The organism is Neorhizobium sp. PAMB6716, assembly GCF_058242805.1.
Genome location: NZ_JBZAYW010000002.1, coordinates 187,955 through 213,098, shown reverse-complemented (window position 1 = coordinate 213,098; position 25,144 = coordinate 187,955). Strand labels below are relative to the sequence as shown.

Annotated in this window: 23 protein-coding genes and 1 riboswitch; of the genes, 13 read left to right on the top strand and 10 right to left on the bottom strand. The window is 61.2% G+C overall.

Going from position 1 to position 25,144, the window contains the following annotated elements; genetic code table 11:
• Positions 1-76: 76 nt before the first annotated feature.
• Genes AC4CWH_RS19575 through AC4CWH_RS19545 form a run of 7 tightly spaced genes read left to right on the top strand, consistent with a single transcriptional unit; the run spans position 77 to position 6,836 of the window.
• Entirely contained in the window at positions 77-961 is an 885-nt protein-coding gene (locus AC4CWH_RS19575) for a dihydrodipicolinate synthase family protein (RefSeq protein WP_491321996.1), read from the top strand.
• Positions 962-984: 23 nt separating this feature from the next.
• Positions 985-1,644 (top strand): GntR family transcriptional regulator, encoded by a 660-nt coding sequence (locus tag AC4CWH_RS19570; RefSeq protein ID WP_491287349.1) that lies wholly within the window; start codon positions 985-987, stop codon positions 1,642-1,644.
• A 48-nt stretch (positions 1,645-1,692) separates the two neighbouring features.
• Positions 1,693-3,024, top strand: a complete 1,332-nt coding sequence (locus tag AC4CWH_RS19565) for an ABC transporter substrate-binding protein (RefSeq protein ID WP_491287351.1) — start codon at positions 1,693-1,695, stop codon at positions 3,022-3,024.
• Positions 3,024-3,962 (top strand): carbohydrate ABC transporter permease, encoded by a 939-nt coding sequence (locus AC4CWH_RS19560; RefSeq protein WP_491287353.1) that lies wholly within the window; start codon positions 3,024-3,026, stop codon positions 3,960-3,962. Before AC4CWH_RS19565 ends, AC4CWH_RS19560 begins: the two co-directional genes overlap by 1 nt.
• The gene (locus AC4CWH_RS19555) at positions 3,962-4,783 is read left to right on the top strand and encodes a carbohydrate ABC transporter permease (RefSeq protein WP_491321995.1); all 822 of its coding nucleotides are present in this window, start codon (positions 3,962-3,964) and stop codon (positions 4,781-4,783) included. Before AC4CWH_RS19560 ends, AC4CWH_RS19555 begins: the two co-directional genes overlap by 1 nt.
• Before the next feature lie 38 nt (positions 4,784-4,821).
• Positions 4,822-5,883, top strand: coding sequence for an ABC transporter ATP-binding protein (locus AC4CWH_RS19550; protein WP_491321994.1), 1,062 nt, complete (start codon positions 4,822-4,824; stop codon positions 5,881-5,883).
• Between the two features lie 2 nt (positions 5,884-5,885).
• Positions 5,886-6,836 carry a sugar kinase gene (locus AC4CWH_RS19545; RefSeq protein ID WP_491321993.1) on the top strand — a complete coding sequence of 317 codons (951 nt, stop codon included), beginning with the start codon at positions 5,886-5,888 and terminating at the stop codon, positions 6,834-6,836.
• 113 nt (positions 6,837-6,949) lie between these two features.
• Here AC4CWH_RS19545 and AC4CWH_RS19540 read toward each other — a convergent pair whose 3' ends face one another.
• Together AC4CWH_RS19540 and AC4CWH_RS19535 are read right to left on the bottom strand one after the other, a co-directional pair.
• Entirely contained in the window at positions 6,950-7,489 is a 540-nt protein-coding gene (locus AC4CWH_RS19540) for a cytochrome b/b6 domain-containing protein (protein WP_491321992.1), read from the bottom strand.
• Between the two features lie 2 nt (positions 7,490-7,491).
• Positions 7,492-7,770: a PepSY domain-containing protein gene (locus tag AC4CWH_RS19535; protein ID WP_491321991.1), complete on the bottom strand. Its 279-nt coding sequence runs from the start codon at positions 7,768-7,770 to the stop codon at positions 7,492-7,494.
• A gap of 154 nt (positions 7,771-7,924) precedes the next feature.
• On the opposite strand from AC4CWH_RS19535, the gene AC4CWH_RS19530 reads away from it, so the two are divergent.
• Complete coding sequence (locus AC4CWH_RS19530) at positions 7,925-8,593, top strand: response regulator transcription factor (RefSeq protein WP_491321990.1); 669 nt, start codon at positions 7,925-7,927, stop codon at positions 8,591-8,593.
• Positions 8,583-9,935: a histidine kinase dimerization/phospho-acceptor domain-containing protein gene (locus AC4CWH_RS19525; RefSeq protein ID WP_491321989.1), complete on the top strand. Its 1,353-nt coding sequence runs from the start codon at positions 8,583-8,585 to the stop codon at positions 9,933-9,935. The genes AC4CWH_RS19530 and AC4CWH_RS19525 overlap by 11 nt, the downstream gene beginning before the upstream one ends.
• A 70-nt stretch (positions 9,936-10,005) precedes the next feature.
• Here the strand turns inward: AC4CWH_RS19525 and atzF are convergent, their stop codons facing one another.
• The 7 genes from atzF to AC4CWH_RS19490 are packed head-to-tail and all read right to left on the bottom strand — an operon-like array spanning position 10,006 to position 19,618.
• Positions 10,006-11,811, bottom strand: coding sequence for an allophanate hydrolase (atzF, locus tag AC4CWH_RS19520; RefSeq protein WP_491321988.1), 1,806 nt, complete (start codon positions 11,809-11,811; stop codon positions 10,006-10,008).
• Complete coding sequence (uca, locus tag AC4CWH_RS19515) at positions 11,808-15,350, bottom strand: urea carboxylase (RefSeq protein WP_491321987.1); 3,543 nt, start codon at positions 15,348-15,350, stop codon at positions 11,808-11,810. Before uca ends, atzF begins: the two co-directional genes overlap by 4 nt.
• The gene (locus tag AC4CWH_RS19510; protein ID WP_491321986.1) at positions 15,350-16,003 is read right to left on the bottom strand and encodes an urea amidolyase associated protein UAAP2; all 654 of its coding nucleotides are present in this window, start codon (positions 16,001-16,003) and stop codon (positions 15,350-15,352) included. The genes uca and AC4CWH_RS19510 overlap by 1 nt, the downstream gene beginning before the upstream one ends.
• Before the next feature lie 13 nt (positions 16,004-16,016).
• Positions 16,017-16,844 carry an urea amidolyase associated protein UAAP1 gene (locus AC4CWH_RS19505; RefSeq protein ID WP_491321985.1) on the bottom strand — a complete coding sequence of 276 codons (828 nt, stop codon included), beginning with the start codon at positions 16,842-16,844 and terminating at the stop codon, positions 16,017-16,019.
• Between the two features lie 36 nt (positions 16,845-16,880).
• Positions 16,881-17,669 (bottom strand): ABC transporter ATP-binding protein, encoded by a 789-nt coding sequence (locus AC4CWH_RS19500; protein WP_491321984.1) that lies wholly within the window; start codon positions 17,667-17,669, stop codon positions 16,881-16,883.
• On the bottom strand, positions 17,666-18,484 hold the full coding sequence (locus AC4CWH_RS19495) for an ABC transporter permease (protein ID WP_491321983.1): 819 nt from the start codon (positions 18,482-18,484) through the stop codon (positions 17,666-17,668). The genes AC4CWH_RS19500 and AC4CWH_RS19495 overlap by 4 nt, the downstream gene beginning before the upstream one ends.
• 60 nt (positions 18,485-18,544) lie before the next feature.
• Positions 18,545-19,618, bottom strand: a complete 1,074-nt coding sequence (locus AC4CWH_RS19490; RefSeq protein WP_491321982.1) for a putative urea ABC transporter substrate-binding protein — start codon at positions 19,616-19,618, stop codon at positions 18,545-18,547.
• 76 nt (positions 19,619-19,694) lie between these two features.
• Positions 19,695-19,802, bottom strand: a riboswitch (guanidine-I (ykkC/yxkD leader).
• 257 nt (positions 19,803-20,059) lie between these two features.
• Between AC4CWH_RS19490 and AC4CWH_RS19485 the strand changes: the two genes are divergently transcribed.
• The gene (locus tag AC4CWH_RS19485) at positions 20,060-20,872 is read left to right on the top strand and encodes a DUF1194 domain-containing protein (protein WP_491321981.1); all 813 of its coding nucleotides are present in this window, start codon (positions 20,060-20,062) and stop codon (positions 20,870-20,872) included.
• Positions 20,873-20,886: 14 nt separating this feature from the next.
• Here AC4CWH_RS19485 and AC4CWH_RS19480 read toward each other — a convergent pair whose 3' ends face one another.
• The gene (locus AC4CWH_RS19480; protein ID WP_491321980.1) at positions 20,887-21,666 is read right to left on the bottom strand and encodes an SDR family oxidoreductase; all 780 of its coding nucleotides are present in this window, start codon (positions 21,664-21,666) and stop codon (positions 20,887-20,889) included.
• A 188-nt stretch (positions 21,667-21,854) separates the two neighbouring features.
• Here AC4CWH_RS19480 and AC4CWH_RS19475 point away from each other — a divergent pair, with 188 nt between their 5' ends.
• From AC4CWH_RS19475 to AC4CWH_RS19465, 3 genes are all read left to right on the top strand, one after another.
• Positions 21,855-22,313 (top strand): MarR family winged helix-turn-helix transcriptional regulator, encoded by a 459-nt coding sequence (locus AC4CWH_RS19475; protein ID WP_491287384.1) that lies wholly within the window; start codon positions 21,855-21,857, stop codon positions 22,311-22,313.
• Positions 22,314-22,422: 109 nt separating this feature from the next.
• Complete coding sequence (locus AC4CWH_RS19470; protein ID WP_491322291.1) at positions 22,423-24,030, top strand: MFS transporter; 1,608 nt, start codon at positions 22,423-22,425, stop codon at positions 24,028-24,030.
• Positions 24,031-24,072: 42 nt separating this feature from the next.
• Complete coding sequence (locus AC4CWH_RS19465; RefSeq protein WP_491321979.1) at positions 24,073-25,140, top strand: HlyD family secretion protein; 1,068 nt, start codon at positions 24,073-24,075, stop codon at positions 25,138-25,140.
• The last annotated feature ends 4 nt before the right edge of the window (positions 25,141-25,144 follow it).

The window sequence follows — 25,144 nt, the reverse complement described above, 5'->3', positions numbered from 1 at the left end:
ATTGCGATTAGCCATTTACAGCTAACATGTTAGTGCGTTATCAAAGCTTACTCACGTTGGAGGAGGAGCCTTGCAGGTGACCCAGAAATTCGGCCTTTCGGCTGCACTCACAAGCCCGTTCAGTACGGACGGGACGATAGATATTGAACACATGATCGCGCATGCACGCCGTTGCCTCGCGCAGGGCTGCAACAGTGTCACCCTGTTTGGCACCACCGGCGAAGGCTGCTCCATCGGCAGCCGCGAACGCGAGGCAGTGCTTGGCGCCTTTCTCGAAGCCGGGATCTCGCCATCGAACATCGTTGTCGGCGTGCTGGTGGATTCCATTGAGGACGCTGCAGACCAGGCAGCACAAGCGCTGTCTGCCGGGGTGCGCAACATTCTTCTTGCCCCGCCCTCCTATTTCAAGAATGTCAGCGATGACGGGCTGTTTGCCTGGTTCTCGGCCGTTTTTGCCAAGATCGGAGCCGGCGCCCGCGATATTCTTGTCTACAATATTCCGTCCGTCACCATAGTTGCGCTGTCTGTCGAGCTGGTCGGGCGTCTGCGCGCTGCCTTCCCCGGCATCGTCACCGGCGTCAAGGATTCGTCGGGCACCTGGTCCTATACCGAGCAGCTGCTGAAAGAACACGGCGACCTCATCATCCTCATCGGTGACGAGCGCGATCTGGCGCGCGGCGTGCGTCTTGGTGGCCAGGGCGCAATTTCCGGTGTGGCCAATTTCCTGACGCAGGACGTGAGAGCCATGGCCGTCGACGGGCGCGACGACAAGCGCATCGAGGATCTTGTTGTGGAGCTTCTGAAGTTTCCGGTAACACCGGCGGTCAAGGTGCTGTTATCTCATACGACGGGAGAAAATGTCTGGCTTGACGTGCGCGCGCCGCTGATTGCCCTCTCGGCTGAAGATCGTGCGAGGATCGAAGGGGCCTTCGACAGGCTGTTTCACCAAAAGGCAGCCTGAGGCCGCCTCAAAAGGGAGTGGGCATGGACGAGAACGGCGAACAGACAAGCCTTCGGGAGCGTGCGTATGAAAGTTTTACGCAGCACCTTCTGTTGCGCGATGTTCGTCCGGGCCAGTTCATCTCGCAGCGTCGCCTTGTCGAACTGACGGGACTGCCTCTCGGCGCAATCCGCGAGGCCATTCCGCGGCTCGAGGCGGACGGGCTGATCAAGACCGTGCCGCAGCGGGGCCTGCAGGTTGCCCATATCGACCTCAACCTGATCCGCGAGGCTTTCCAGTTCCGCATGTTTCTCGAAAAGGAAGCGCTGGCGCTTTTCACGCTGTCGGTGTCGGACGAGGAAATCGCCAAGCTGTTGAAGGACCATCGCGAGATTGCCGAAGCCGCAGCCAATGGCAAGGTTTCGAGCGAACTCGATCAGCATGCCCAAGCGGTTGACTGGGGCATGCACGACGCCTTTATCGACCGGCTCGGCAATTCGATCATCTCGAATGCCTACCGGGTCAATTCGATCAAGATGCGCCTCATCAACCAGGAGCGCTTTCGCATTGCGGGCCACGTGGCCTCTGTCATGAAAGAGCATCTGGCCATTCTCGAAGCCGTCGAGCGACGCTCGGTGGACGAGGCTGTGGAGCGGCTGTCTGCCCATATCCGCAACGCGAGGGACAGGGCGCTGGCCGTATAGGAAACAAAGCCGGGGTGAGGAGATCCCGGTTCAATGGAGGAGAAACGAATGACGCATTCATGGCTCAACCCCACGCGCCGTGGGTTCCTGGCCGGCACCACCGCCATCGGCGGCAGCGCCCTTCTGGGCATCCGCCCGGCATCGGCTGCGGTCAACTGGAAAAAACATGCCGGCACCACGCTGGAAGTCAATCTGGTCAAAAGCCCGCGCAGCGAAACGTTGATCAAGTATCTCTCGGAATTCGAGGCGCTGACCGGCATCAAGGTCAATGCCGAGGCAACGCCTGAGCAGCAGCAGCGCCAGAAGGTCGTGATCGAGCTATCGTCGGGCAAGCCGAGCTTCGACGTGGTGCATCTGAGCTACCATGTGCAGAAGCGCCAGTTCGAAAAAGGCAAGTGGCTGGCCGATATCAGCGGCTTCCTGAAAGACCCGTCGCTGACCGATCCGTCGCTCGTCGAAAGCGATTTTGCCGAAGCCGGCATGCAGTTTGCCAAGGATCAGGCCGGCGTGCTGCGCTCGCTTCCCTTCTCGGTGGATTACTGGATCGTCTACTGGAACAAGGATCTTTTTGACGCAAAGGGCCTCAAATACCCTCAGACTTTCGAGGAAATGGTCACGGCGGCCGAAAAGATCACCGATCCCTCCACCAATACCTATGGTTTCGTCGCGCGCGGCCTGAAAAACGCCAATACGCCGGTCTGGACATCGCTGATGCTGGGCTATGGCGCAAAGCCGATCGGTGCCGATGGGAAATTGTCAACGGATACCAAGGAAGCCGTAGAAGCCGCCAAGCTCTATCAGCGCCTGATGACGAAGGCGGCCCCTCCCGGCGTTTCCGGTTTCAACTGGGCAGAAGCGCAATCGGCCTTCCTGCAGGGCAAGATCGGCATGTGGTTTGATGGCGTCGGTTTTGCCCCGCCGATCGAAAATCCGGAAAAATCCCGCGTCGTCGGCAAGGTCGGTTATGGCGTGATGCCGAAGGGGCCGGCCGCACAGGCAGCTGGCACATTCGGCGATGGCCTCGGCGTTGTGGAAGCCAGCACCAAGAAGGAAGCAGCCTACCTGTTCTGCCAGTGGGCAATCTCGCACGAGATGGGCGCCCGCCTGCTGCAGGCCGGTGCCGGCGTTCCCTTCCGCCAGTCGATCCTGGAAGACCAGAAGGTGCGCGAAGGCGTGAAAATGCCGGCCGCTTGGCTCGATGCGGTGGTTGGCTCCGGCAAGGTGTCGCAGCTGGCGCTTCCGGTCATCATTCCGGTCACGGAATTCCGCGACACGTTTGGCGTCGGTCTCACCAACATGATTGGCGGTGCCGATCCGGCAACCGAACTGAAAAAGGCGACGGAACAGTTCGCACCTGTCCTGGCGCGAAGCGAGGGATAATGGCCTCCGTGAGCATGGAAAACACATCCGCCGGTACGCGCGGCGCCAAGAGGAGCAAGCCCACGCGGCTTGCTCCCAACTACTGGCCCTTCGTCATTCCGGCGCTGGTCGTCATCTCGGCCGTGATCGTCTTCCCCTGGGTGTTTACCTTGTGGATGAGCGCGCATCGCTGGACGCTCGGCCAGGAGCAAAGCTTCATCGGTTTCGAGAACTATATCCGACTGGCGGGGGATAGCCGCTTCTGGGATTCTCTCTGGCACACGCTGCTTTACACCGTCTTGTCTGTGGTGGCGCCGCTGTTTCTGGGAACGCTCGCGGCCCTGGTGTTCGATGCCGAGTTTCCCATGCGCGGTTTCCTGCGCGGCGTGTTCGTCATGCCGATGATGGCAACCCCGGTTGCCATCGCGCTTGTGTGGACGATGATGTTTCATCCCCAGCTCGGCGTGCTCAACTATCTCCTGTCCTTCATCGGCATCGGGCCGCTCGAATGGATCTACAACCAGTCGACCGTCATTCCCTCGCTGGTACTGGTGGAGACGTGGCAGTGGACGCCGCTGGTCATGCTGATCGTGCTTGGCGGTCTCGCCGCCGTGCCGCGCGAGCCGTATGAGAGCGCCGAGATCGATGGCGCCAATGCCTGGCAGAAATTCCGTTATCTCACCATGCCGATGATTGCGCCCTTCCTGATGATAGCGGTGATCATCCGCTCCATTGATGCCGTCAAAAGCTTCGACATCATCTATGCGATGACACAAGGCGGCCCGGGCACGGCCTCGGAGACGATCAACATCTACCTCTACAACACGTCCTTTGCCTATTACGACATCGGTTACGGCTCTGCCATGGCCGTCGTCTTCTTCATGGCCATCGTGGCACTCTCCTTCGTGCTGTTGATGGTGCGCCAGCGGGCCAACTGGTCCGAGATGGAGGAACGCTGATGAAACGCAAGACACTCGACCGGATCGGCCTGTTCTTCGTGGCCCTGGTGATGATTTCGCCGGTTATCCTGTTCTTCCTCTGGATGATCTCGCTGTCCTTGAAATACGAGATCGACAACGGCGCCTATCCGCCGATCTTCATCCCGGAACGGTTTGCCTGGTCGAATTATGTGAAGGTTTTCGAGGAGAACAATTTCTTCCTCTATTTCTGGAATTCGATCTTGGTCACCGGCGCAGCCACGCTTCTGGCGCTCTTGATCGGCGTGCCGGCCGGCTATGGCATCGCACGGCTGAAGGCTGAAAAATCGGCGGTGATCATCATGATCGCCCGCATGACACCCGGCCTTTCCTTCCTCATTCCGCTGTTCCTGCTGTTCCAATGGCTGAACATGCTCGGCACGCTCTGGCCGCAGATCATCATCCATCTCGTGGTCACGGTCCCGATCGTCGTCTGGATCATGATCGGTTATTTTGAAACGACGCCGAAGGAATTGGAGGAAGCAGCCAGCATCGATGGCGCCTCGTCCTGGCAGGTGTTTCGCCTCGTCGCGCTGCCGATTGCCAAGCCCGGCATCGTCGTGTCCTTCATCCTGGCGGTGATCTTCTCCTGGAACAACTTTGTCTTCGGCATTGTGCTGGCCAGCCGCGAAACGCGCACGCTGCCGGTTGCCGTCTACAACATGCTGTCCTTCGAGCAGGTCAGCTGGGGGCCGCTGGCGGCGGCTGCGCTGATCGTCACGCTGCCGGTGCTCTTGCTCACCATGTTTGCGCAGAAACAGATTGTTGCGGGCTTGACCGCCGGCGCCGTCAAGGGCGGCTGAGGCATAGCCCAATCAAGGCTCATTACGGGATCATTAAAATGGCACCAGTCAATATTCTAAATGTCCAGAAGCGTTTCGGCGCGGTCCACGTCATCCACGGCATCGATATCGACATCAAGGATGGCGAGTTTGTCGCCCTTGTCGGCCCCTCCGGCTGCGGAAAATCCACGCTTCTGCGGATGATTGCAGGCCTTGAGGAATTGACCGAGGGTGAAATCCGCATCGGCACCCGGGAGGTATCCAACCTGCCGGCCCGCGACCGCGATATCGCCATGGTCTTCCAGAACTACGCGCTTTATCCGCACATGACCGTCAAGGACAATATGGGCTTTGCGCTGAAGCTGAAGAAGGTGAGCGTAGAGGAAACCAAGGCCAAGGTCGACCGGGCCGCCTCCATTCTCGGCCTTGAAAGCCTGATGGAGCGTTATCCGCGGCAGCTCTCCGGCGGCCAGCGCCAGCGCGTCGCCATGGGCCGCGCTCTGGTGCGCGATCCGCAGGTCTTTCTCTTCGACGAGCCGCTGTCCAACCTGGACGCAAAGCTTCGTGTGCAGATGCGCGGCGAAATCAAGGCGCTGCACCAGCGCATCGGCACCACCACCATCTATGTGACCCACGATCAGGTGGAAGCCATGACCATGGCCGACAAGATCGTGGTGCTGCATGACGGCGTCATCGAGCAGATCGGCGCACCGCTCGACCTTTACGATCGCCCGGCAAACCTTTTTGTCGCCGGTTTCATCGGCTCGCCTGCGATGAACTTCGTCCAAGGCCGGGTGGAAGAGGGTGTGTTCCGCACGGTCAACGGCCTGACGCTGCCGCTGCCGTCAACGGCAAACCCTGCATCGCTCGGCGGCAGAAATCTCGTCTGCGGTATTCGCCCGGAGCATATCCGCGCTGTGGCAACCGGCGGCATCGAGGGACGGGTGGGACTGGTGGAGGGCACCGGGTCTGAAATCTATGCCAAGCTCACCTGCAAGGGCGACGAGATCGCCTGCCTGTTTCGCGAGCGGCTGGATGTGCGGTTTGGCGATACGATCCAGATCGCCATCGATCCCAACTCCATGCATCTGTTCGACGCCGAGACCGGCAAGCGTCTCTGACCATGGCAAAGGGTTTGAAACCCGCCGGTATCCTGCCGGCAAACCCGCCCAGGCACGTGCTGTGCGTGGGCGCGGCCGTGCTCGACACACTGTTTCGCGTGCATGAAATGCCGCGTGGCGAGGGCAAGGTTCTGCCCTATGCCATGGAGCAGATTGCTGAGGGAATGGCGGCCAGTGCCGCCTATGCCGTTGTCCGCATGGGTGGCCGCGCAAGCCTCTGGGGTGCGGTTGGGGATGACGAGACGGGTCAACGCATTGTGCGGGATCTCGGCCAGAGCGGCATCGAGACCGATGGCATGGTGATCGTCCAAGATGCCCGCTCGGCTCTGTCGACAATCCTCATCGATCCCGCGGGGGAACGGCTGATCGTGCCCTTTTACGATCACAAGCTGCACGAGACCAAACGCTCCTGCACGGCCGGTGACCTTGCAGCCTTCGATGCCGTGCTTGTGGATGTGCGCTGGCCCGACATGGCGCTCGATGTTTTGACCATGGCGCGTCAAATGGGCAAGCCGGCCATTCTCGACGGCGACGTTGCCCCGGTGGACACGCTGGAGAGGCTGGCGCCGGCTGCCAGTCACATCATCTTTTCGGAACCGGCCGCCCGCAGCCTCACCGGCGCCGGCGAGGTTGCCTCCATGGTGCCCCTGTTGCAGGCGCGTTATCCGGACATCTTCATTGCCGTTACGGCCGGACCGGCAGGCTGTTACTGGAGCGAGCCCGGCAAGGACACGCTTTTCTTCGAGCCGGCATTTGGCGTCACGGCTGTTGATACGCTGGCCGCAGGCGATATTTTTCATGGCACTTTTGCGCTGGCGATTGCCGAGGGAATGCCTGCCCGGCAGGCCATCCGCCTCTCCTCGGCCGCTGCCGCCCTCAAATGCACCGTTTTCGGCGGACGGCTGGGTGCCCCGACCCGCCTGGAAGCGGAAGCCCTGTTGCAGCGGAGATAGCGCTGCCCGTCGCGATGTCGGCGAATGATAAGCCGTCAAACCCGTCTTGACGAAAAAGCCGGCGCCGTGGATCTATCCAGAGCACCGGCATTTTCCATTAAAACGTGTGCTGCTCAGATCACATCGCCGGGTTCCGGCGCACGTTTCAGGCCCGTCACCATGGCGCGCACGAGATTTTCTCCGTGGCGCAGGCTTGCGACGAGGACGCCGATAAGATGCAGCAAAACGCAGCCGATCAGCACATTGACCAGGCGCCGATGCAGGTCTTCCACCCATTCAATGCCCCAATAGGCATCCGTTGTCTGCAGCCAGCCGGTGGTGGCAATCGCGGCGATGAGGGCGATCAGCGCCAGCACCATCAGCCCCCCCAGCGGATTGTGTCCGAGATAACGCCGCTCCCGATGCACCACCACATCGCCCGCATAGGCAATGATGCGGGAGGGTCGGCGCACAAATTGCGAAAAGCGCGCGTAGCGCGATCCGGCCACCCCGAGCAGGAGACGCGCGACCACCAGCGTTCCGGCGGTATAACCGGCAAATTCATGCAGTTCACGCATCTCGTCTGCCGATGCCCAGGCAATGGCAAAGCTCAAAACCAGGCCCCAGTGAAAGACGCGCACGTAAGGATCCCAGACCTTGACCACCGCCGGCATGATCAGTTCTCGATCTTCATGCCGACAGAGGCAAGGCTCTTGGGGTCGAAATAGGCTTCCACCTTTTCTCCCTTAGCATTGATGGCATAGGCCTCGTAACAGCCATCCTCCGTCTTGATCGAACGCACCTTCCAGCCTTCCGCCTCAAGCTTTGCCTGAAGCGTGGCACGCGGCTGCCAGTCGGCCACGGGCACGTTGCATTTATCCTTGGCGGCAGCAATGCCTGCAAGGCCAAGTGTAACGCCAAGGGTGGCAGTGGTGAGGGTGATCAAAAATCGCATTGGTTTCTCCATGAGTTGGTGACACTCTGGAAGTTGGGGGCGGTTGCTGACATGGACCTGAAGGCGGCGGAAGAAGACATGTCGCAAACCTTCAGGCCCCTGTCAGCCTGGCGGGTCATGGCTGAAGCCATGTCGGAATGAGGGGACGCAATCTTTGAGAATTCTACTTGTGGAAGACGATGTAACGCTGGGCGATGCGGTCAAAACGCATGCGTCCCGCCAGGGCCATGCCGTCGACTGGGCAAAGGACCAGGAAAACGCTGAGGCTTGCCTTCATGCCGCGGAATACGGCCTCATCCTCCTGGATCTGCGCCTTCCCGATGGCCACGGGCTGAACATCCTGAAAGCGCTGAGGGCCAAGCGCGACAAGACGCCCGTGATCATCCTGACCGCCCATGACCAGGTGTCCGACCGGATCGAGGGCCTCAATGCCGGCGCCGACGATTATCTCGTCAAACCTTTCGACCTTGGCGAGTTGGAGGCCCGCATCCACGCCGTTGCCCGCCGTTACGGAGCCCATCAGGTGCCGATGATCGAGATCGGCGACCTGCAGATCTTTCTCTCCGAGCGACGGGTGGCACGCACAAACGGCGAGCAACTGGCGCTTTCAGCGCGTGAATGGGCAGTTCTGGAAATGCTGTCTGCCCGGCGCAACGCAATCGTCGGGAAAAACCAGATCGAGGAGGCCCTCTATTCCTTCGGCGCCGAAATCGAAAGCAATACGGTGGAAGTCTATGTGAGCCGCCTGCGCCGCAAGCTGGGGCGCGCCACAATCGAAACGGTGCGCGGCATCGGCTACCGGATGGTGAGCGATGAACGCTAAGAGCGGCAGCATTGCAAAACAGCTGATCATCTGGCTTTCGGCCGCACTCTTCCTGTTCTGGCTTTTGGCAGTCGGGCTTGGCGTTTCCGTGATGCGCGAAGAATTTGGCGAAATCTTCGACAGCTCGCTGCAGGAAACCGCCGAGCGGCTGGTGCCGCTGGTGGTGGACGATCTTTACCTGCGCGAGGATGCAACGACGCCACGCAAGCTGACGGCGCTGCGCGGCAGCGTGCCGGACGAATATCTCACCTATCAGGTGCGCGATGCGGATGGCCGCGTCCTCATGCATTCCCACAACGTGACGTCCGATCCCTATCCGGCCCCGCTGACGCCGGGCTTCTGGAACGACGAAACCAAGCGCATCTTCACGGTTTCGGCCGTGAGCAGTTCGCTTTTCGTGCAGGTGGCCGATTCGCTCGATCATCGCCGGGAGGCGGCACTGGAAGGCATGACGGCGCTTCTGATGCCGATCCTGGTGCTGCTGCCGATCACCATCGCGGCGATCTGGTGGATCGTCCGGCGCGCCCTTCTGCCGGTGGACCGGCTGCGCGCCGAGATTGCCATGAAGGACAGCGGCAACCTGTCCCCCGTCGAACTGGATGGCCTGCCGAAGGAAATCCTGCCGATCAGCCAGTCGGTCAACGTTCTTCTGTCACGCCTCACGGCGGCGCTGGAGGCCGAACGGGAACTGACGGCCAACAGCGCCCACGAGCTTCGCACACCGATTGCCGGCGCACGCGCCCAGGTGGAGGTGCTGCTGGAGGAATTGCCCGAAGGCAGCGCCCGCGAACATGCCAAGCGGGCCGATGGCGCGCTTCGCCGGCTGGCGGCCCTCAATGAAAAGCTGCTGCAGCTGTCCCGCGCGGAAGCGGGCATCGGCGCTGGTCGCGAGACAAATGACCTCGTGCCGATCGTCGACATGCTGGTGGACGAGTTCAACCGGTCCGGGCCGCTGCAGGGCCGCATCCGCTATCACCGCGGCACAAGGGATCACCTGCGCTGGCCGGCAGATCCGGACGCGTTTGCCATCGTCCTGCGCAATCTCATCGAAAACGCCGGCCTGCATGGGATTGGCCAGGCGCCAATCGACATTTTCGTCGAGGACGGGCAGTCGGTGCGCGTCACCAATGCCTCGCCGGCGCTCTCCGATGTTGAGCTTTCGCACCTGCGCCAGCGCTTTGCCCGCGGCAATGACCGCGCCCCCGGCTCCGGCCTTGGCCTTGCCATTGCAGACCGGATGGTGACGCAGATGGGCGCAAGCCTGATCCTGTCCTGCAAGACCCGCAACGGCAACGACCATGTGTTTCATGCCACGGTGCAATTTGCCGAACAGGCCGCCTGAGAACGATTGGAACGAAGGGTGAGCAGGCCCGCCAAGGCAGGCCGGCTTCCACCCTTTCGCCGATCAGACACTACGACGGCTTGCGGGACGCGATATAGGCGCGCCAGCCGCCAAGCTCCGTCACTTCCTGCGCGCCCTTGATGGCATAGGGCTCGCAGAGGAAACCGGACACCTGGGAGCCATCGTCCAGCGTGACCTTGCCGATGCCGAGCGGGGCTGGAATGTTCTGCACGAAACGCCCGAAGGCTGATGGCGTTACCTTCCACACCTCAACCTCGAGCCCCTTGCCGTCAAAACCGGGCTCGCGGATCAGGCCGGGCTTTGGCGGTGTGGTATTGGGCAGAACGTAAAGCCGGTAATCACCGGCCGTGCGGCAGGTTTTGAGCAGCGTGCCGCCGGGTCCGGTCAGTTCGTGGTTCAAGGGCATGCCGGTCAGGTGGGCACCAACGACCATGATGGTGACGAGCCCGTCATCGGCTTCTGCCACTTTCGAGACGTCCGGCAGGCTGGCCGCTCTGTCCTTGCCCATGCCGGGGGCGCAGGCGCGGTGCAGGGCATCGGCAAAGGGCGCCAGTGCATCGTCGGAAAAGGACGGGCCAAACAGGGTGACGCCGCTTGGCAGACCATCGGCGCCGAAACCACCGGGAACTGCAATCGCCGCATAACCAAAGAGATTGGCGAAGTTCGTATAACGGCCGAAATGGCTGTTCTTGACGATCGGATCGTTCAGCATCGCCTCCACCGTATAGGTGGTGGGCGAGGTCGGCAGCATCAGCATGTCGAGGCCTTGCCATTCGGCAATCGCCTTCTGGCGCAGATGCCCGAGCTTGTATTGCCCCTCGAAGGCATCGACCGCATCATAGGCCTTTGCACCCTCGATAATCGTGCGCACGGTCGGGTCAAAATCATCGGCATTTGTCCCGATAAAATCCTTGACCGCTGCCAGGCGCTCAGCCACCCACGGGCCGTTATAGAGCAGTTCGGCCGCCTGCCTAAACGGCGCATAATCGAAGGGCACGATGGTGGCACCGAGCGATTTTGCCCGCGCGATGGCGGCATCATACAGCGCTTCCACCTCGGTATTGCCGAAGAACTCGCGCTCGGCACTGTCAAGCACGCCGATCCTCAGACCAGAGGCCGGAAGGGCGGCGGGGGTAGCCTTGCGGGAATAGGGATCGCCCGCATCATAACCGTCCATCACCTTGCGAACCGCCACGCCATCGCCAACCGTCGCTGCAAAAATGGTCACGACATCGACGCTACGGCAGGCGGGCACAACGCCGACATTCGGCACCAGACCCGGCGTCGGCTTGATGCCGACAAGGTTGTTGAAGGCGGCCGGCACGCGGCCGGAGCCAGCGGTATCGGTGCCAAGCGCAAAGCTTGCCAGACCCGCTGCCACAGAAACCGCGGAACCGGAAGAGGAACCGCCCGAGACATAGGCCTTGTCAAACACCGAGCGCGGCGCACCGTAAGGAGATCGCGTGCCATTGAGGCCCGTCGCGAACTGGTCGAGATTGGTCTTGCCGATAACGATGGCGCCGGCCGCCTTCAGGCGCGCAACCACGGTTGCATCCTTTTCCGGGGAGTAAGCAAAGGCCGGGCAGGCAGCCGTCGTCGGCAGGCCCGCCACATCGATATTGTCCTTCACCGCAAAGGGAATGCCCCAGAGGGGCAGACTGTTCGGCTCCGGCGCCGTCTCCACCAGCGCTTTGGCGGCAGCTCGAAGGTCGTCATCCGGCGTTTCAGTGATAAAGATCGCCGGATCATCCGAGGCCTTGCGGCGGGCAATGACCTCTTCCAAGAGATCGAGCGGGGAAAGGCCTGCGGCATAAAGTGCCTTCAGCGAGGCGAGATCGAGAATGGCGGGGATCATTGAACTTCCTCCAGAACAACCAGCACGTCGCCGGCCTTGACGTTGCGGCCCGGTCCGGCGCGCAGATCGCGCACCGTGCCTCTAGCATGGGCGGTTATATTGATTTCCATCTTCATGGATTCGATGATGGCGAGCGTCTCGCCAGCCTCGACCCTCTGGCCTTCCTCGACCAGCAATTTCCAGACATTGCCGGGCACGGCACTTTCCACCCCGAAGCAGCCTTCGGGAATATCGCCGCCAAGGCCGGGGCCTGCCCCTTCGTCGGTGATGAAACTGTCGAGCCCCTCTTCCTTCCAGCGCCGGCGTTCTGCCTCGAAGGCTGCCTGCTGGCCCTGCTTGAAATCCTTGATGCTGTCGGCATTGCGGGCAAGCTCGGCCGCGTAATCGGCGTAGGAGAATTCACCCTCCTCGATGCGGATCGGATAACCGCCATGCGGGAAGGCGGCGCGCGCCTCCATCAATTCCTCATGGGAGACGGGGAAAAAGCGGATCTGGTCGAAGAAATCGAGAAGCCAGGGTTTCCCCTTTGTAAAGACATCCGTTTGCCGCCAAGTGTTCCACACCTGAATAGTGCGCCCGAACAGCTGGTAACCGCCCGGCCCCTCCATGCCATAAATGCACATATAGGCGCCGCCGATGCCGACGGCATTTTCCGGCGTCCAGGTGCGCGCCGGATTGTATTTTGTCGTCACCAGCCGGTGGCGCGGATCAAGCGGGGTCGCCACCGGCGCGCCGAGATAGACGTCGCCAAGGCCCATCACCAGATAGGAGGCATTGAAGATGGTATCCTTCACCGCCTGCTCATCCGCAAGCCCATTGATGCGGCGGATGAACTCGATGTTGGACGGGCACCAGGGCGCGTTGGGACGCACCAGTTCCTGATACTTGCGCATGGCAAGCTCGGCTTCAGGATCATTCCACGACAGCGGCAGCCAGACGGTGCGGCTTGGCACCTTCACCTCCGATACCGGCGGCAGGTTTTGCTCGATCTCCCGGAGCAGGCCGAGCAGCTTTGCACGGGACAGTGTCGCGCCGTCATAATGGATCTGCAATGAGCGGATGCCGGGCGTGAGGTCGATCAGCCCCGGAAGCTCTGCCGCCTGCACCGCCTGCATCAGCAGGTGAACGCGCATGCGGATGGCGATGTCGAGCTGCATCTCGCCATATTCCACCAGCAGATTGTCATCGCCCTGCCGGCGATAAACGACGGGGACCGGGCCGGTGATGTCGGTCGCAAGGATTGGGGAACCGGTGGCGGAGTGCGCAGGAGAAACGGTCGGTGCTGCCAAGCCAGCATCCGCATCCCGCGCCACCGCATGAAACCGGATCCGATCGCCCGGCTTGAACTGGCCCATCTTCCACTGCTCATCGCGGGCAATCACCGCCGGGCAGACAAAGCCGCCGAGGCTTGGACCATCAGGCCCCAGAATGATCGGCATGTCGCCGGTGAAATCAATGGCGCCGATGGCATAAGCGTTGTCATGCAGGTTGGAGGGGTGCAGCCCCGCCTCTCCGCCATCCTCACGCGCCCATTTGGGTGCTGGACCAATGAGGCGTACGCCGGTGCGAGCAGAATTGAAGTGGACCTCGTATTCGGTCGAAAATAACGTCTCTATGTCTTCGGCAAGGAAGAAATCCGGTGCGCCGTGGGGGCCATAAACAACGCCGACAGACCATTCGCGCGTCAGTTCTGCCGGCTCATCCGCCGGCTTTTGTCCGATTTGTTTTGCCCGCGCCAGGCGCAACACATGGCCGGCGCGAAGCGTGCCGGTAGCATTGCCACCGAACTGGCCAAGGCCGAACGTGGCGCGTGAGCCGAGGACGACAGGGGCTGCAAACCCGCCAGCAACCGCCAGATAGGCCCGTTGGCCAGCGCCTGAAATGCTGCCAATCGTCAGCGTCTGGCCAGCTTTTACCAGCACCGCCTCGTCATGGGCCACCGGCTTGCCATCCACCGCCATCGGCATCACGGCACCGGCCAGCGCCACGACCGTATCGGAAAAGAATTTCAGCACAGGGCCGGAGACGGTCAGTTCCAGCGCGGCCGTATGATCATGATTGCCGACCAGCCGGTTGGCATGGGCAAACGAGCGCGCATCCATCGGCCCCGAAGGCGGCACGCCCACATGCCAGAGGCCGAGCCGGCCCGGCAGTTCCTGGAGAGACGATTGCGCGCCGGGTGCAATGACCTCGATGACATCAGGGGTAAAGTCGAAATCCTTCAGCGCCGTGGTCGCGACATCACCGCTGCCGAAAAGATCCGAGGCGGCAATGGCTTTCAGATAGTCGAGATTGGTTTCGATGCCGGAGAGCGCGGTTTTATCCAGCGCATCGGAGAGCGCCGCAATCGCGTCATCGCGCGTGTCTGCCGAAACGATCAGCTTGGCAAGCATCGGATCGTAAAACGGCGTCACCTCCGTTCCCGTCTCGATCCAGCCATCGACACGCACGTTGTCTGGAAAGCTGACTTCGGTCAGCAGCCCGGCGCTCGGGCGAAAACCGGCATGCGGCATTTCCGCATAGATGCGCGCCTCGATGGCCGCCCCCTTGGGCACGAGGTTTTCGCGGCCCGTCAGCACATCTTCGCCGGCCGCCTGCCGGATCATCCATTCGACGAGATCAACGCCGAACACCGCTTCCGTCACCGGATGCTCCACCTGAAGACGGGTGTTGACCTCAAGGAAATAAAATTCCTCACGCGCGGGATCATAGATGAACTCAACGGTTCCGGCAGAGGCGTAATTCACCTGCTGCCCAAGCGAGACCGCCGCCTGATGCAGGCTCTTGCGCACGGCATCGGAGAGGCCCGGCGCCGGAGTCTCCTCAATTACCTTCTGGTTTCGCCGCTGCAGCGAACAATCGCGCTCGCCGAGCGCAATCACCCGACCCTTGCCATCACCAAAGATCTGCACTTCCACATGGCGGGCCTTCGAGACAAAACGTTCCAGATAAACGCGGGCATCGCCAAAGCTGGATTTTGCCGTGCGCTGCACGCTGTCGAAGGCGGCAGCCAAACTCTCTGGCGTATCGCAAAGCTGCATACCGATGCCGCCGCCGCCGGCGGTGGATTTCAGCATGACGGGATAACCGATGTCTTGCGCAGCCGTCAGTGCTGCCTCACGATCCGCGAGCAGATCTGAACCTGGCAGCAGCGGCACGCCGCTCACTTTCGCCAATGCACGGGCTGTGTGTTTGAGGCCAAAATCGGCGATGTTTTCGGGGCTCGGTCCAATGAAGGTGATGCCCTCAGCCTTCAAGCGTTCGGCAAAACCGATGTTTTCCGACAGAAAGCCGTAGCCGGGATGCACGGCCTCAGCACCCGTCTGCCGGCAGGCGGCAATCACCGCATCGACATTCAAATAGCTTTCGGACGCCGGTGCTGGCCCAAGCCGCACCGCCTCGTCGGCCATCAAAACGGCTTTGGAAAACCGGTCGGCATCGGAATAGACGGCAACCGAGGCAATGCCCATTCTCTTGAGCGTGCGGATGACCCGCACGGCGATTTCGCCGCGATTGGCGATCAGGACTTTTTCAAACATCAGGCGTCCTCACCCTCCCAGACGAGCACACGCACCGGTGTCGGATCAAAGCCGTTGCAGGGATTGTTGATCTGCGGGCAATTGGAAATGACGAGCAGCACATCCATCTCCGCCTTCAGTTCCACATAGTCGCCCGGCGCAGAAATGCCGTCGACTATGGTCATTTCGCCCGAGGGTTCGATCGGCACGTTCATGAAGAAATTGATATTGGCGACGACATCGCGCTTGCTCATGCCGTGTTTGGAGACTTCCAGCACAAAATTGTCGCGGCAGGCATGCAGGTATTTCGTGTAATGGCCGAAGCGCACGGTATTGCTCTCACACGAGCAGGCACCGGCGGATGTATCATGGCGACCGCAGGTATCGGCAGTCATGGTGGCCATGACCCGGCCTTCGGACGAGAGGATTTTGGTGCCCGTGGAGATATAGGCGGCACCCTGCTCGCGCATCGTGTCCTGGCTGGAATAACGCTCGGAAAAATCGTGCGCATTGTAAAACAGCGTATCGATGGCCTGCTGGCCAAATGTGTCCTCGATGCGCAGGATCTGGCCCTTTTTCACCACGGTCGAAAATGGCGCTTCGGCAGCGATATAATGGTCCTGAACGGTATTTTTCAGCGTGCGGGAGGCAGAGGTCTGGACAAATTGGGTCATGGTTTCTCTCCTCTCACAGAGCCGCAAATGCGTTGTTTTCAAAGCCGCGCACGGCTTCGGGAGTGGCTGTGCGGCAGAGATCGTCGGCGACAGGTTCGGATGCGGACAGGCGCGTGACGGTCACCGCGTGGGGCGCATAGACCGGGTTCGGATCGAGCGGATGCGGGCAGTTGGAAACGCCGACGATCATGTCCATCTCGGCGCGCAGGTCCACGTAGTCGCCATCACTCACAAGCTCCGGCTTCCAGAGGAATTTGCCATCAGCATCGACACGCACAGGCGCAAAAAGCGCAAGGGCTGCCGGAATGTCTCGCTTGTCGAGGCCGGCCTTGGTGGCGAGCAGCACGAAATTGTCGCGCGTGTTGCGAAGCGCCGGACCATTGGCGCCGGGATATTTTTTCGCGTTGGAAGAGGCCGTCGAGCCCCCCATCAGCACGTCATGAGCCCCGCAGCTGTCTTCGATGATGGAAAACATCACCTTGCCCATGTCGGAAAAAATCACCCGGCCCTTGGCAAGACCTGTGGTCCACTGCACCTTCACCGTATCAGGCAGGTTCAGTCGCTCCGTGGTGTCCTCAGCATTCCAGGCAATCAGCGACAGCGTCGAAAAACCCTCGTCGAGCGAGATGCGCAGCACCTCGTTTGCCTTCACGCGGGTAGCCCAGTACCAGCCGCCGGGGATGATCTCCCGGTGAATGACCCTGTCATTTGCAATGGCCGGCGCGGGCTTTTCGCTTTTGCCGGGCAGAGCCTTCGGCGTGGCATTCAGCCCTTGGCGCTGGTGTTCTTCGTAACGCGCCCGGTTGGCGGCGATTTCATCTTCAGAACGGCGGATATGCATGTTCATCTCCAGTGGATGTCGGCCGGGTCGTCCCGGCTATTGACCCTGTGAAGAGACCGGGCCGTCCCGGTCTGGGCGAAAGATTGAGGCCTGACCCGCCTGTCGCGGCGGCCAGATGGTGATGTCGCGGGTAATGGTTGCGCCGTAACGCAACTTTTCCTCCGGCCGGTCGCGCGGGCGCTCAAACGCCACGACGCGGGTTCCAAGCGTAAAAGCCTCGCGCATGTCATGCGTCACCATGACGACGGTCATCGGCGCTTCGTGCCAGAGCTTTTTCATCAGCACATGGATTTCGGCGCGAATGCCGGGATCGAGAGCGCCGAAGGGTTCATCCAGAAGCAGAACCTTGGGGCGCATGATCAGCGCCTGCGCCAGCGCCAGCCGCTGCTGCATGCCACCGGAAAGCTGCGCCGGATGTTTGCCCTCAGACCCCATCAGGCCAACGGCTGCAATCATCGCGCGGGCTTCTTCCTCCACCGTGCGGCGAGCCGAACCGAACAGGCGCGCCGCCAGCCGCGAGGCCAGCAACTCCTTGCCGAACATGACATTGCCAAGCACGGTCAGATGCGGAAACACCGAATAGCGCTGAAATACGACACCGCGATCCGGCCCCGGCTCTTTCGGCAGGGCCTGCCCGTCGAGCAGGATCTCGCCCCGCGTCTGGCTTTCCTGGCCAAGCAGCATGCGCAAAAACGTCGATTTTCCGCAGCCGGAGGGTCCGACAAGGGCAACGAAAGCACGGGATTCGATCTCGATGGAGACGTTTTCCAGGACGATCTGGTCGCCATATTCCTTCCAGAGGTTTTGAACCGAAAGCGCGCTCATTTGCCCTTCTCCAGTTCAGACCAGGGAAAGACGGCAATGCGCAGCCGATCGAGCAGCACATCGGCCACGACAGCCAGAAGCGTGATCCAGATGACGTAAGGGAAGATCACGTCCATCGAGAGATAACGGCGCACGAGAAAGATGCGGTAACCGAGCCCGCTATCGGAAGAAATCGCTTCGGCGGCGATCAGAAACAGGAAGGCCGGGCCAAGCTGCAGGCGAAGGGCGGTGATGAGGCGCGGCAGGATCTGCGGCAGCACGACGCGCAGCGCAATCTGCCAGGAGGACGCCGACAGCGTCTCGGCCTTGACGATCATTTCGCGCGGCAATGAGAGCGCGGTCAGGGAAAGGTCGCGCACCATGATGGGCGCAACGCCAATCACGATCAGCGCGATCTTGGAGGCTTCCCCAAGCCCCATCACGATGAAGAGGATGGGCAGAAGCGCCAGCGGCGGCACCATGGAAATCGCCCCGACAAAAGGCGACAAGGCGGCGCGCGCAAACGGCAGGATGCCGATGACAAGGCCGAGCAGCAGGGCAATGGCGGTGGAGATGCCAAGGCCTGCGGCAAGCCGCGTCAGGCTTGCCGCCGTATCCGACCACAGGAGATAGTCGCCGGTGCGCGGATCGGCCACGAAGGCCATACGGTTTATGGCATCACCAAGGGCGGCGAGCCCCGGCAGAAGCTTGTCATTGGGGTTTTCCGCGAGACGTTCTGCAGAACCGGCCATATAGGCGATGATCAGCAGCACGAAGGGCATCAGCGCCAGCATCAGCCGTGCACCGTTTCCGGGATGAGAATTTATCCAGCGCATTGTCTCTCCTTTAGGGGATGCTGTTGACGGGCCAGAAGCAGAGGCCCGCCAACAGGGAGATCAGAGAGCGCCCTTGGCGGCGGCATCCATGTAGGTGCCGGTGAAGCGGAACTTCACGTTGGCCTTGTCGCCGAGCACCGTCCCATCAGGCATCTCGATGCCGATGACATCTGCAGACGGCGCACCATTGCCGAGCAAGCCTTTTTCAAACAGGAAGGCGCGCACCAGGTTCATGGTCTTCGGCAAGTTTGGCGAGGTGGTGAAGGCAAGCGCATCGGCCGGCTTGTCGAACAGTTTTGTGGCGGCCATCTGCGCCTCGAAACCCTTGAGGTCCGTGCCGGAGGCGGTGCCCATGGCGGTGCGGGCCGCCTTGCCCTCATCGCTCTCGGCGGTCATCACCTTCATCGTGTCATACCAGATCCCGGCGAGCGCCTTGCCGAAATCGGGATTGTCCTTCAGCACCTCGGAATTGGCGACCATCAGGTCCATGATCTCGCCGGGGATTTTCGAGCTGTCGAACACCGCCTTGGCCGACTTGTCCTCCAAAATGGTGGAGACGAGCGGGTTCCAGGTCACAACGGCCGTGACATCAGGCGTCTGGTAGGCGGCGACCATGTCGGCGTCGGATGTGTTGACCACTTTCACGTCACGCTCGGACGAGCCGATGCTTTCAAGCGCGCGGGCAAGCAGGTAATGCGAAACGGAGAACTCGACGAGATTGACGTTCTGGCCCTTGATATCGGCAAGGCTGGCCTTGTCCTTCAGGATCACCGCATCATTGCCGTTGGAAAAATCTCCGACGATGACGGCCGTCGTATCCACACCACCGGCGGCCGGAATGGAGAGCCCGTCCATATTGGTCAGCGTCACCGCATCGAAGGCGCCGGCCGTATACTGGTTCATCGATTCCACGTAATCGTTGAACTGAGTGACCTCGATGTTGATGCCGTATTTATCGGCCCATTTCTTGACGATGCCGTGGTCTGCGGCATAACCCCAGGGCATCCAGCCGACATAGATCGACCAGGCAACCTTGAAATCCTTCTTTGGTGCTGCCTCAGCAGAGGAGAGGCCGGTTAAGGCCAGTACGGCGGAAAGCGCCGTCATCGAAAGAAGCTTTGAAAAAGTCTGCATGTGCAATTCCCCTTTTGGCTCATCTCAAAAAGGGATCGGCATGGACCATCGCGCCGCCAATCCCTTGGCTTACGAGGTCTCCCGGGCTTTTGTCCCGCCGTGCACCCGGCGGAATGTCTCCCCGCCGGGAGCCGCTCTCGGACCAGCCACATCTTTCGATGCCGGAACCCTAGCGGCTAACTCGGGAACTACGATGCAATCGACGTGCCAATCTGAAGCGGCCGGAAACCGGCCTTTGCGCGAGGTCCGGCAATACTCCTGCACACAATCGGCGTCATTATGATTATTTTTTAGGCAACAGCAGGAGAGGGGCAGCGCGCTTTCGTGGGCCTCCCGTGTTCAAGCAATCACTGAAACGTGACGTGACTGAAAAGGTCGCCCCTCGCCTGCCGCCGGGCCTGTGTTAGACTTCATCACCGAGTGCTTGTGACGGGATTGCCCATGCTTGCCACACTTGCCATGCTCATGAGCCTTAGCGCTTTACCATACGCAGCACCCGCGCAAGGTGGCGCCGGCGTCGAGACGGCGGCGGTCCAATCGTCAAGCGGCGATGTCGATGTAGAACTGGTGCTGGCCGTCGATACCTCGCGCTCCATGGATTACGAGGAAGTGCGCATCCAGCGCGAGGGTTATATCAACGCCCTCCAGCACGCCGAATTCATCAATGCCGTGCGCGGCGGGTTGATCGGCAAGATCGCCATTTCCTATTTCGAATGGGCCGGCGACGTGGACAAGACGTCCGTCATCGACTGGCAGGTGATCGAAACGCCAGAAGATGCCGCAGCCTTTGCCGCAAAGCTTGCCGCCCGCCCAATTGCCACCCAGCGCCGCACCTCGATTTCGGCGGCCATCGCCTATGGCGCAACCAGCATCGTCGCCAATCCCTATCGCGGTATGCGCCAGGTGATCGACGTCTCCGGCGACGGGCCGAATAATATCGGCGGCCCGGTAGAACTTGCGCGTGACAAGGCGGTGGAGGCAGGCATCATCATCAATGGCCTTGCCATCATGCTGCGCCCGTCCGGCACCACAGGCGGCCTCGACAAATATTACGGCGATTGCGTCATCGGCGGCCCCGGCTCCTTTGTACTGCCGGTCCACACGGCCGAAGACTTTGCCGTCGCCATCCGCCGCAAGCTGGTGATGGAAGTGAGCGGCCTGACATCCCCGAAAATCCACCGCATCGCTGCCCCCGCTAACAAGACCGATTGCCTGATGGGCGAAAACCAGTGGCGCGAGTTTTTCGATCCGTGATGACTGATCAGGTATTACCGCAACAGCCCCTGCCCGCCATCCACATAGACGTCCGTGCCGGTCACATGGCGAGCAGCGTCTGAAGAGAGAAAAAGAATGACGTCGGCGACATCGGCGCTCGTGCCCGGCTTGCCGTCGCTGACAGGGATCTCACCGTCCGGAAAGTTGACCGGGATCGCGGTTTCTTCCTCGGCGCGTTTGTGGGTGTTGTCATCGATTTCAGTGTCGATCTGGCCGGGGCAGACGGCGTTGACGCGGATGTGGTGGCGTCCGAGTTCCAGTGCCAGCTGCTTGACGATCGCCACCTGCGCCGCCTTCGTTGCGGAATAGGCGGTGGCGCCGGGGGATGTGAAGGTGCGGTTGCCATTGATCGAGGAGACGACGACGATCGCCCCGCCTTTTCGCTTCAGGTGCGGCACGGCATGATGCAGGGTGAGGTAAGTGCCGCGCAGGTTCACCGCGATGGTCTTGTCAAACTCCTCCGGCTTCAGATCATCGATCGGCGCCCACACACCATTGATGCCGGCATTGGCCACCACCACGTCCAACTGGCCAAAATGGTCGATCAGCCTGTCGAGGGCAGCCTTCATCTCCTCGTCGCTGGAAACATCCGCGGTCAGCGCCAGCGCATCGCCGCCTGCGGCGCGCAACTCATCCGCTGCCTTTTCCAGCTCGCTTTTTGTATGGCCAAGAAGCGCCACCCGAGCGCCTGCCTTGGAAAGTGCAAGTGCCGACGCTTTGCCAATGCCTGACCCTGCGCCTGTGACCAGTGCAACTTTCGACTGAAAATCCATGAGCCTGTCCTTTTTATCCGTCTCGTCCACTGTTCCAGGCGAACGGCAGAGCAGAACGATGGTTCCTCGTCGCCGTGGATCTTCGGCCCGAGGGCGGCAAAATGCCGGCCACCCATTTCGCTGCCCTTGAATCCCATCGTTAGCGCACTAACTAATAATTCAGTTAGCACACTAACCTTAAGCGCCCCATGGAAACCGATCCCAAGCTCACCGCCGATCTCATCGAAGCGCTCACCAAAGCCAGCCGCAAGATCCGCACCGCATTCAACCAGCAGGTGACGGCCAACGGGCTGACCTATCCGCGCGCCCGCGCCCTTCTCAGGCTGTCGCGGCGGGAATGCATGCCGCAGAGTGAACTCGCTTACGAACTGGAACTGGAACAGGCCACGCTCGTTCGCCTGCTGGACCGCATGGAGGAGAACGGCATCATCGAACGACGACCGGATCTTTCAGACCGTCGGGTCAAGCAGATTGCGTTGACGGCCCACGGCAAGGAGCAGGCCGCCTTCGTGCAGGCCATTGGAGAGCGTCTGCGCGGACGGATTTTTGAGGGCATTGACCCGCAGCAATTGCGCATCTCGATCGACGTATTGGAACTGCTTGCCGAGCGGGTTGCCGACCTGGAGATTTTCGATGTCACCCCGTAAGGACGATGAAAATCCGGCGATTGGCCCGACGGCTGGCCCAGTTGCTGGCCCAGTCTCAAGCCCAGCCGCCGCCCCTGTCGCTGATGCGCAAACGCCACCGCCCGGCCAGATGCCGGCGCCGGCGCCCTTCGTTGCGCGCCCTCCAGCCATGATGGCCGCCTATATGCTGGCGGCAACCCTGATTGCACTGACGCAAGGCCTCGGCCTCAGCCTTTTATCCAACAATATCCAGCAGGTGGCGGGACCGCTGGAGGCAACGCAGGTGGAAGCCACCTGGCTGATTGCCGCCTATATGATCCCCAATGCCAGCCTGACGCTGATGCTGTTCAAGCTGCGTGCCCAGTTCGGCCTGCGCAAGTTCGCCGAAATTTCGATTGTCGCCTATGCCGTTATCAGCCTTGGCCATCTCTGGGTCGACAGCTTTGAAAGCGCACTCGCGCTGCGGTTTTTTGCGGGTGCTGCGGCAGCACCGATGTCGTCGCTTGCCTTTCTTTATATGCTCGAAACCGTGCCGCCGGCGCGCAAGCTGAACCTCGGGCTCTGTCTTGCGCTGACGGCGCTGGCGCTGCCGACGCCGGTCGCCGGCCTGCTGTCGCCCGTGCTTCTTGATCAGGGCGGCTGGCATGCCTTTTATCTGCTTGAACTCGGGCTGGCGCTGATCTGTCTTGCAGCCATCTACCGGCTGCCGCTCAATTCGCCGCCGCGCACCAAGGTGATCAGCGCGCTTGATATCATCAGCTATGGCTTTCTGGCCGTTGGCCTCGGTTCCATCGCCGTGGTGCTCACTGTCGGGCGGCTCTACTGGTGGGTGGAAGCGCCATGGATCGGCTGGTTGCTGGTCATCGGTTTTGCAAGCCTCACCGTCATGGCCCTGATCGAGTTGAACCGGCGAAACCAGCTTCTCGATATCCGCTGGCTGACCTCACGCGAGATCGTGCATTTTACCGGCGTGCTTCTCGTTTTCCGGCTTATTCTTTCGGAACAGTCGAGCGGGGCGATCGGCATGTTTCGCACCATGGGCCTACTGAGCGACCAGATGCACGGCCTCTATCTCGTCATCCTTGCCGCAAGCGTCGGTTCCGGCCTTCTCTGCGCCCTTTTGATGAAGCCCGGCCGCGAGCCTGCCATTCACGCGGCAGCTCTCATCATGCTGGCCGCCGGCAGTTATATGGACAGCGGCTCCACCGTGCTGACACGTCCCGAACAGGTTTATGTGAGCCAGATGCTGATCAGCTTTGCCAGCGGCCTTTTCCTGCCGCCGGCGCTCGCCATCGGCTTTTCGGCGGCGCTCAAGCGCGGGCCGAACTATATCCTGAGCTTCATCATCGTTTTCCTCACCACCCAGAAGGTTGGCGGGTATCTGGGCAGCGCGCTTTATGGCACGTTCGTGCAATGGCGCGAGCAGTTCCATTCGTTCCGCCTCGTCTCACGGCTTGCCGGCTCCGATCCACTGGTCGCCGCCCGTCTGCAACAATATGTCGGCGCCTATGCGAAGGTCACCACCGATCCGCTGCTGCGCAATGCGCAGGGCGCCAGCCTGTTTTCCAAACAGGTGCAGCAGCAGGCCTATGTGCTTGCCTATAACGATGCCTTCCTGATGACGGCGCTGCTGGCCTTAGCCGCCCTTGCCGTGCTCGTTCTCCATCTTCTTGTTCGCCACAGAGATCGGTGGCTGCCCGCCCGGCTTGCCCCGAAAGACGCCAGCGCCACGGCCTGATCTCTCGTTCGACCCCTTTTGCCCCCTTTGGAATTGTCCGCCATGACCCAGTTTTTCCGTTCCATTGCCACCTATATCGCACTCGCCATCGGCCTTGCCGGTGTGCTGATCGTGCTCTTCGTGTTCAATCTGCCGCCCTTCCACGGCAGTATCGAAACCACCAATGATGCCTATGTCCGCGGCCAGGTAACGCTTATCAGCCCGCAGCTTGCCGGCTATATCGTCGAGGTGCCGCGCAAGGATTACCAGAAGGTGCGTCAGGGAGACCTGATTGCCCGCATCGATGACCGCATCTACGTGCAGAAGCTCGAACAGGCCAAGGCAACGCTTGCACGCGCCGAGGCCGGCCTTGCCAATTCCGAACAGACGCGCAAGTCGAACGAGGCAAAGATCGTCTCGGCCAAGGCTGCCATCGAAAGCGCCAATGCCAGCCTGACGGCTGCCCGCACCAGTTTCGAGCGCACGCAGGCGCTGCTGGAGCGCAATATCTCGACACAGAGCGAATCGGAAAAAAACCGCGCGGCGCTCGATCAGGCCGTCGCCGCCGTCCATCAGACGGAGGCCGCAGAACTGGTGGCCGAACAGGACCTCAACACCACGATCGTGTCGCGCCGCTCGCTGGAAGCCGATGTGGAGAGCGCGCGGGCCGCCGTGGCGCTGGCCGATATCGACCTGCAGAACACCCGCATTCTTGCGCCGCAGGATGGCACGCTGGGTGAAATGGCAGCGCGCATCGGCCAATATGTCTCGGTCGGCACGCAGATTGCCTCGCTGGTGCCGGAGCGGATCTGGGTGGTGGCCAATTTCAAGGAGACCCAGCTTGCGGGCATGCAGGCAGGCCAGACCGTGACATTCACCGTGGATGCCCTCGGCCATCAGACGCTTTCCGGCCGCATCGAGCGTTTTGCGCCGGCCACCGGCTCGGAATTCAGCGTCATCAAGTCAGATAATGCCACGGGCAATTTCACCAAGATCGCCCAGCGCATTCCGGTACGCATCGCCATTGATCCGGACCAGCCGCTGGCAGACAGACTTGTGCCCGGCATGTCGGTCGTGGCGCGCATCGATCTGGCGCAGGTTGAACCGGATGCGTCCATTGCCGAACGCTGATCGG

Bases quoted from the DNA above. Each gene is read 5' to 3' on its own strand.
- AC4CWH_RS19570 (WP_491287349.1), top strand. From the start codon at position 985: ATGGACGAGAACGGCGAACAGACAAGCCTTCGGGAGCGTGCGTATGAA.
- AC4CWH_RS19565 (WP_491287351.1), top strand. From the start codon at position 1,693: ATGACGCATTCATGGCTCAACCCCACGCGCCGTGGGTTCCTGGCCGGC.
- AC4CWH_RS19560 (WP_491287353.1), top strand. From the start codon at position 3,024: ATGGCCTCCGTGAGCATGGAAAACACATCCGCCGGTACGCGCGGCGCC.
- AC4CWH_RS19555 (WP_491321995.1), top strand. From the start codon at position 3,962: ATGAAACGCAAGACACTCGACCGGATCGGCCTGTTCTTCGTGGCCCTG.
- AC4CWH_RS19550 (WP_491321994.1), top strand. From the start codon at position 4,822: ATGGCACCAGTCAATATTCTAAATGTCCAGAAGCGTTTCGGCGCGGTC.
- AC4CWH_RS19545 (WP_491321993.1), top strand. From the start codon at position 5,886: ATGGCAAAGGGTTTGAAACCCGCCGGTATCCTGCCGGCAAACCCGCCC.
- AC4CWH_RS19540 (WP_491321992.1), bottom strand. From the start codon at position 7,489: ATGCCGGCGGTGGTCAAGGTCTGGGATCCTTACGTGCGCGTCTTTCAC.
- AC4CWH_RS19535 (WP_491321991.1), bottom strand. From the start codon at position 7,770: ATGCGATTTTTGATCACCCTCACCACTGCCACCCTTGGCGTTACACTT.
- AC4CWH_RS19525 (WP_491321989.1), top strand. From the start codon at position 8,583: ATGAACGCTAAGAGCGGCAGCATTGCAAAACAGCTGATCATCTGGCTT.
- atzF (WP_491321988.1), bottom strand. From the start codon at position 11,811: ATGATCCCCGCCATTCTCGATCTCGCCTCGCTGAAGGCACTTTATGCC.
- uca (WP_491321987.1), bottom strand. From the start codon at position 15,350: ATGTTTGAAAAAGTCCTGATCGCCAATCGCGGCGAAATCGCCGTGCGG.
- AC4CWH_RS19510 (WP_491321986.1), bottom strand. From the start codon at position 16,003: ATGACCCAATTTGTCCAGACCTCTGCCTCCCGCACGCTGAAAAATACC.
- AC4CWH_RS19505 (WP_491321985.1), bottom strand. From the start codon at position 16,844: ATGCATATCCGCCGTTCTGAAGATGAAATCGCCGCCAACCGGGCGCGT.
- AC4CWH_RS19500 (WP_491321984.1), bottom strand. From the start codon at position 17,669: ATGAGCGCGCTTTCGGTTCAAAACCTCTGGAAGGAATATGGCGACCAG.
- AC4CWH_RS19495 (WP_491321983.1), bottom strand. From the start codon at position 18,484: ATGCGCTGGATAAATTCTCATCCCGGAAACGGTGCACGGCTGATGCTG.
- AC4CWH_RS19490 (WP_491321982.1), bottom strand. From the start codon at position 19,618: ATGCAGACTTTTTCAAAGCTTCTTTCGATGACGGCGCTTTCCGCCGTA.
- AC4CWH_RS19485 (WP_491321981.1), top strand. From the start codon at position 20,060: ATGCTTGCCACACTTGCCATGCTCATGAGCCTTAGCGCTTTACCATAC.
- AC4CWH_RS19480 (WP_491321980.1), bottom strand. From the start codon at position 21,666: ATGGATTTTCAGTCGAAAGTTGCACTGGTCACAGGCGCAGGGTCAGGC.
- AC4CWH_RS19475 (WP_491287384.1), top strand. From the start codon at position 21,855: ATGGAAACCGATCCCAAGCTCACCGCCGATCTCATCGAAGCGCTCACC.
- AC4CWH_RS19470 (WP_491322291.1), top strand. From the start codon at position 22,423: ATGCCGGCGCCGGCGCCCTTCGTTGCGCGCCCTCCAGCCATGATGGCC.
- AC4CWH_RS19465 (WP_491321979.1), top strand. From the start codon at position 24,073: ATGACCCAGTTTTTCCGTTCCATTGCCACCTATATCGCACTCGCCATC.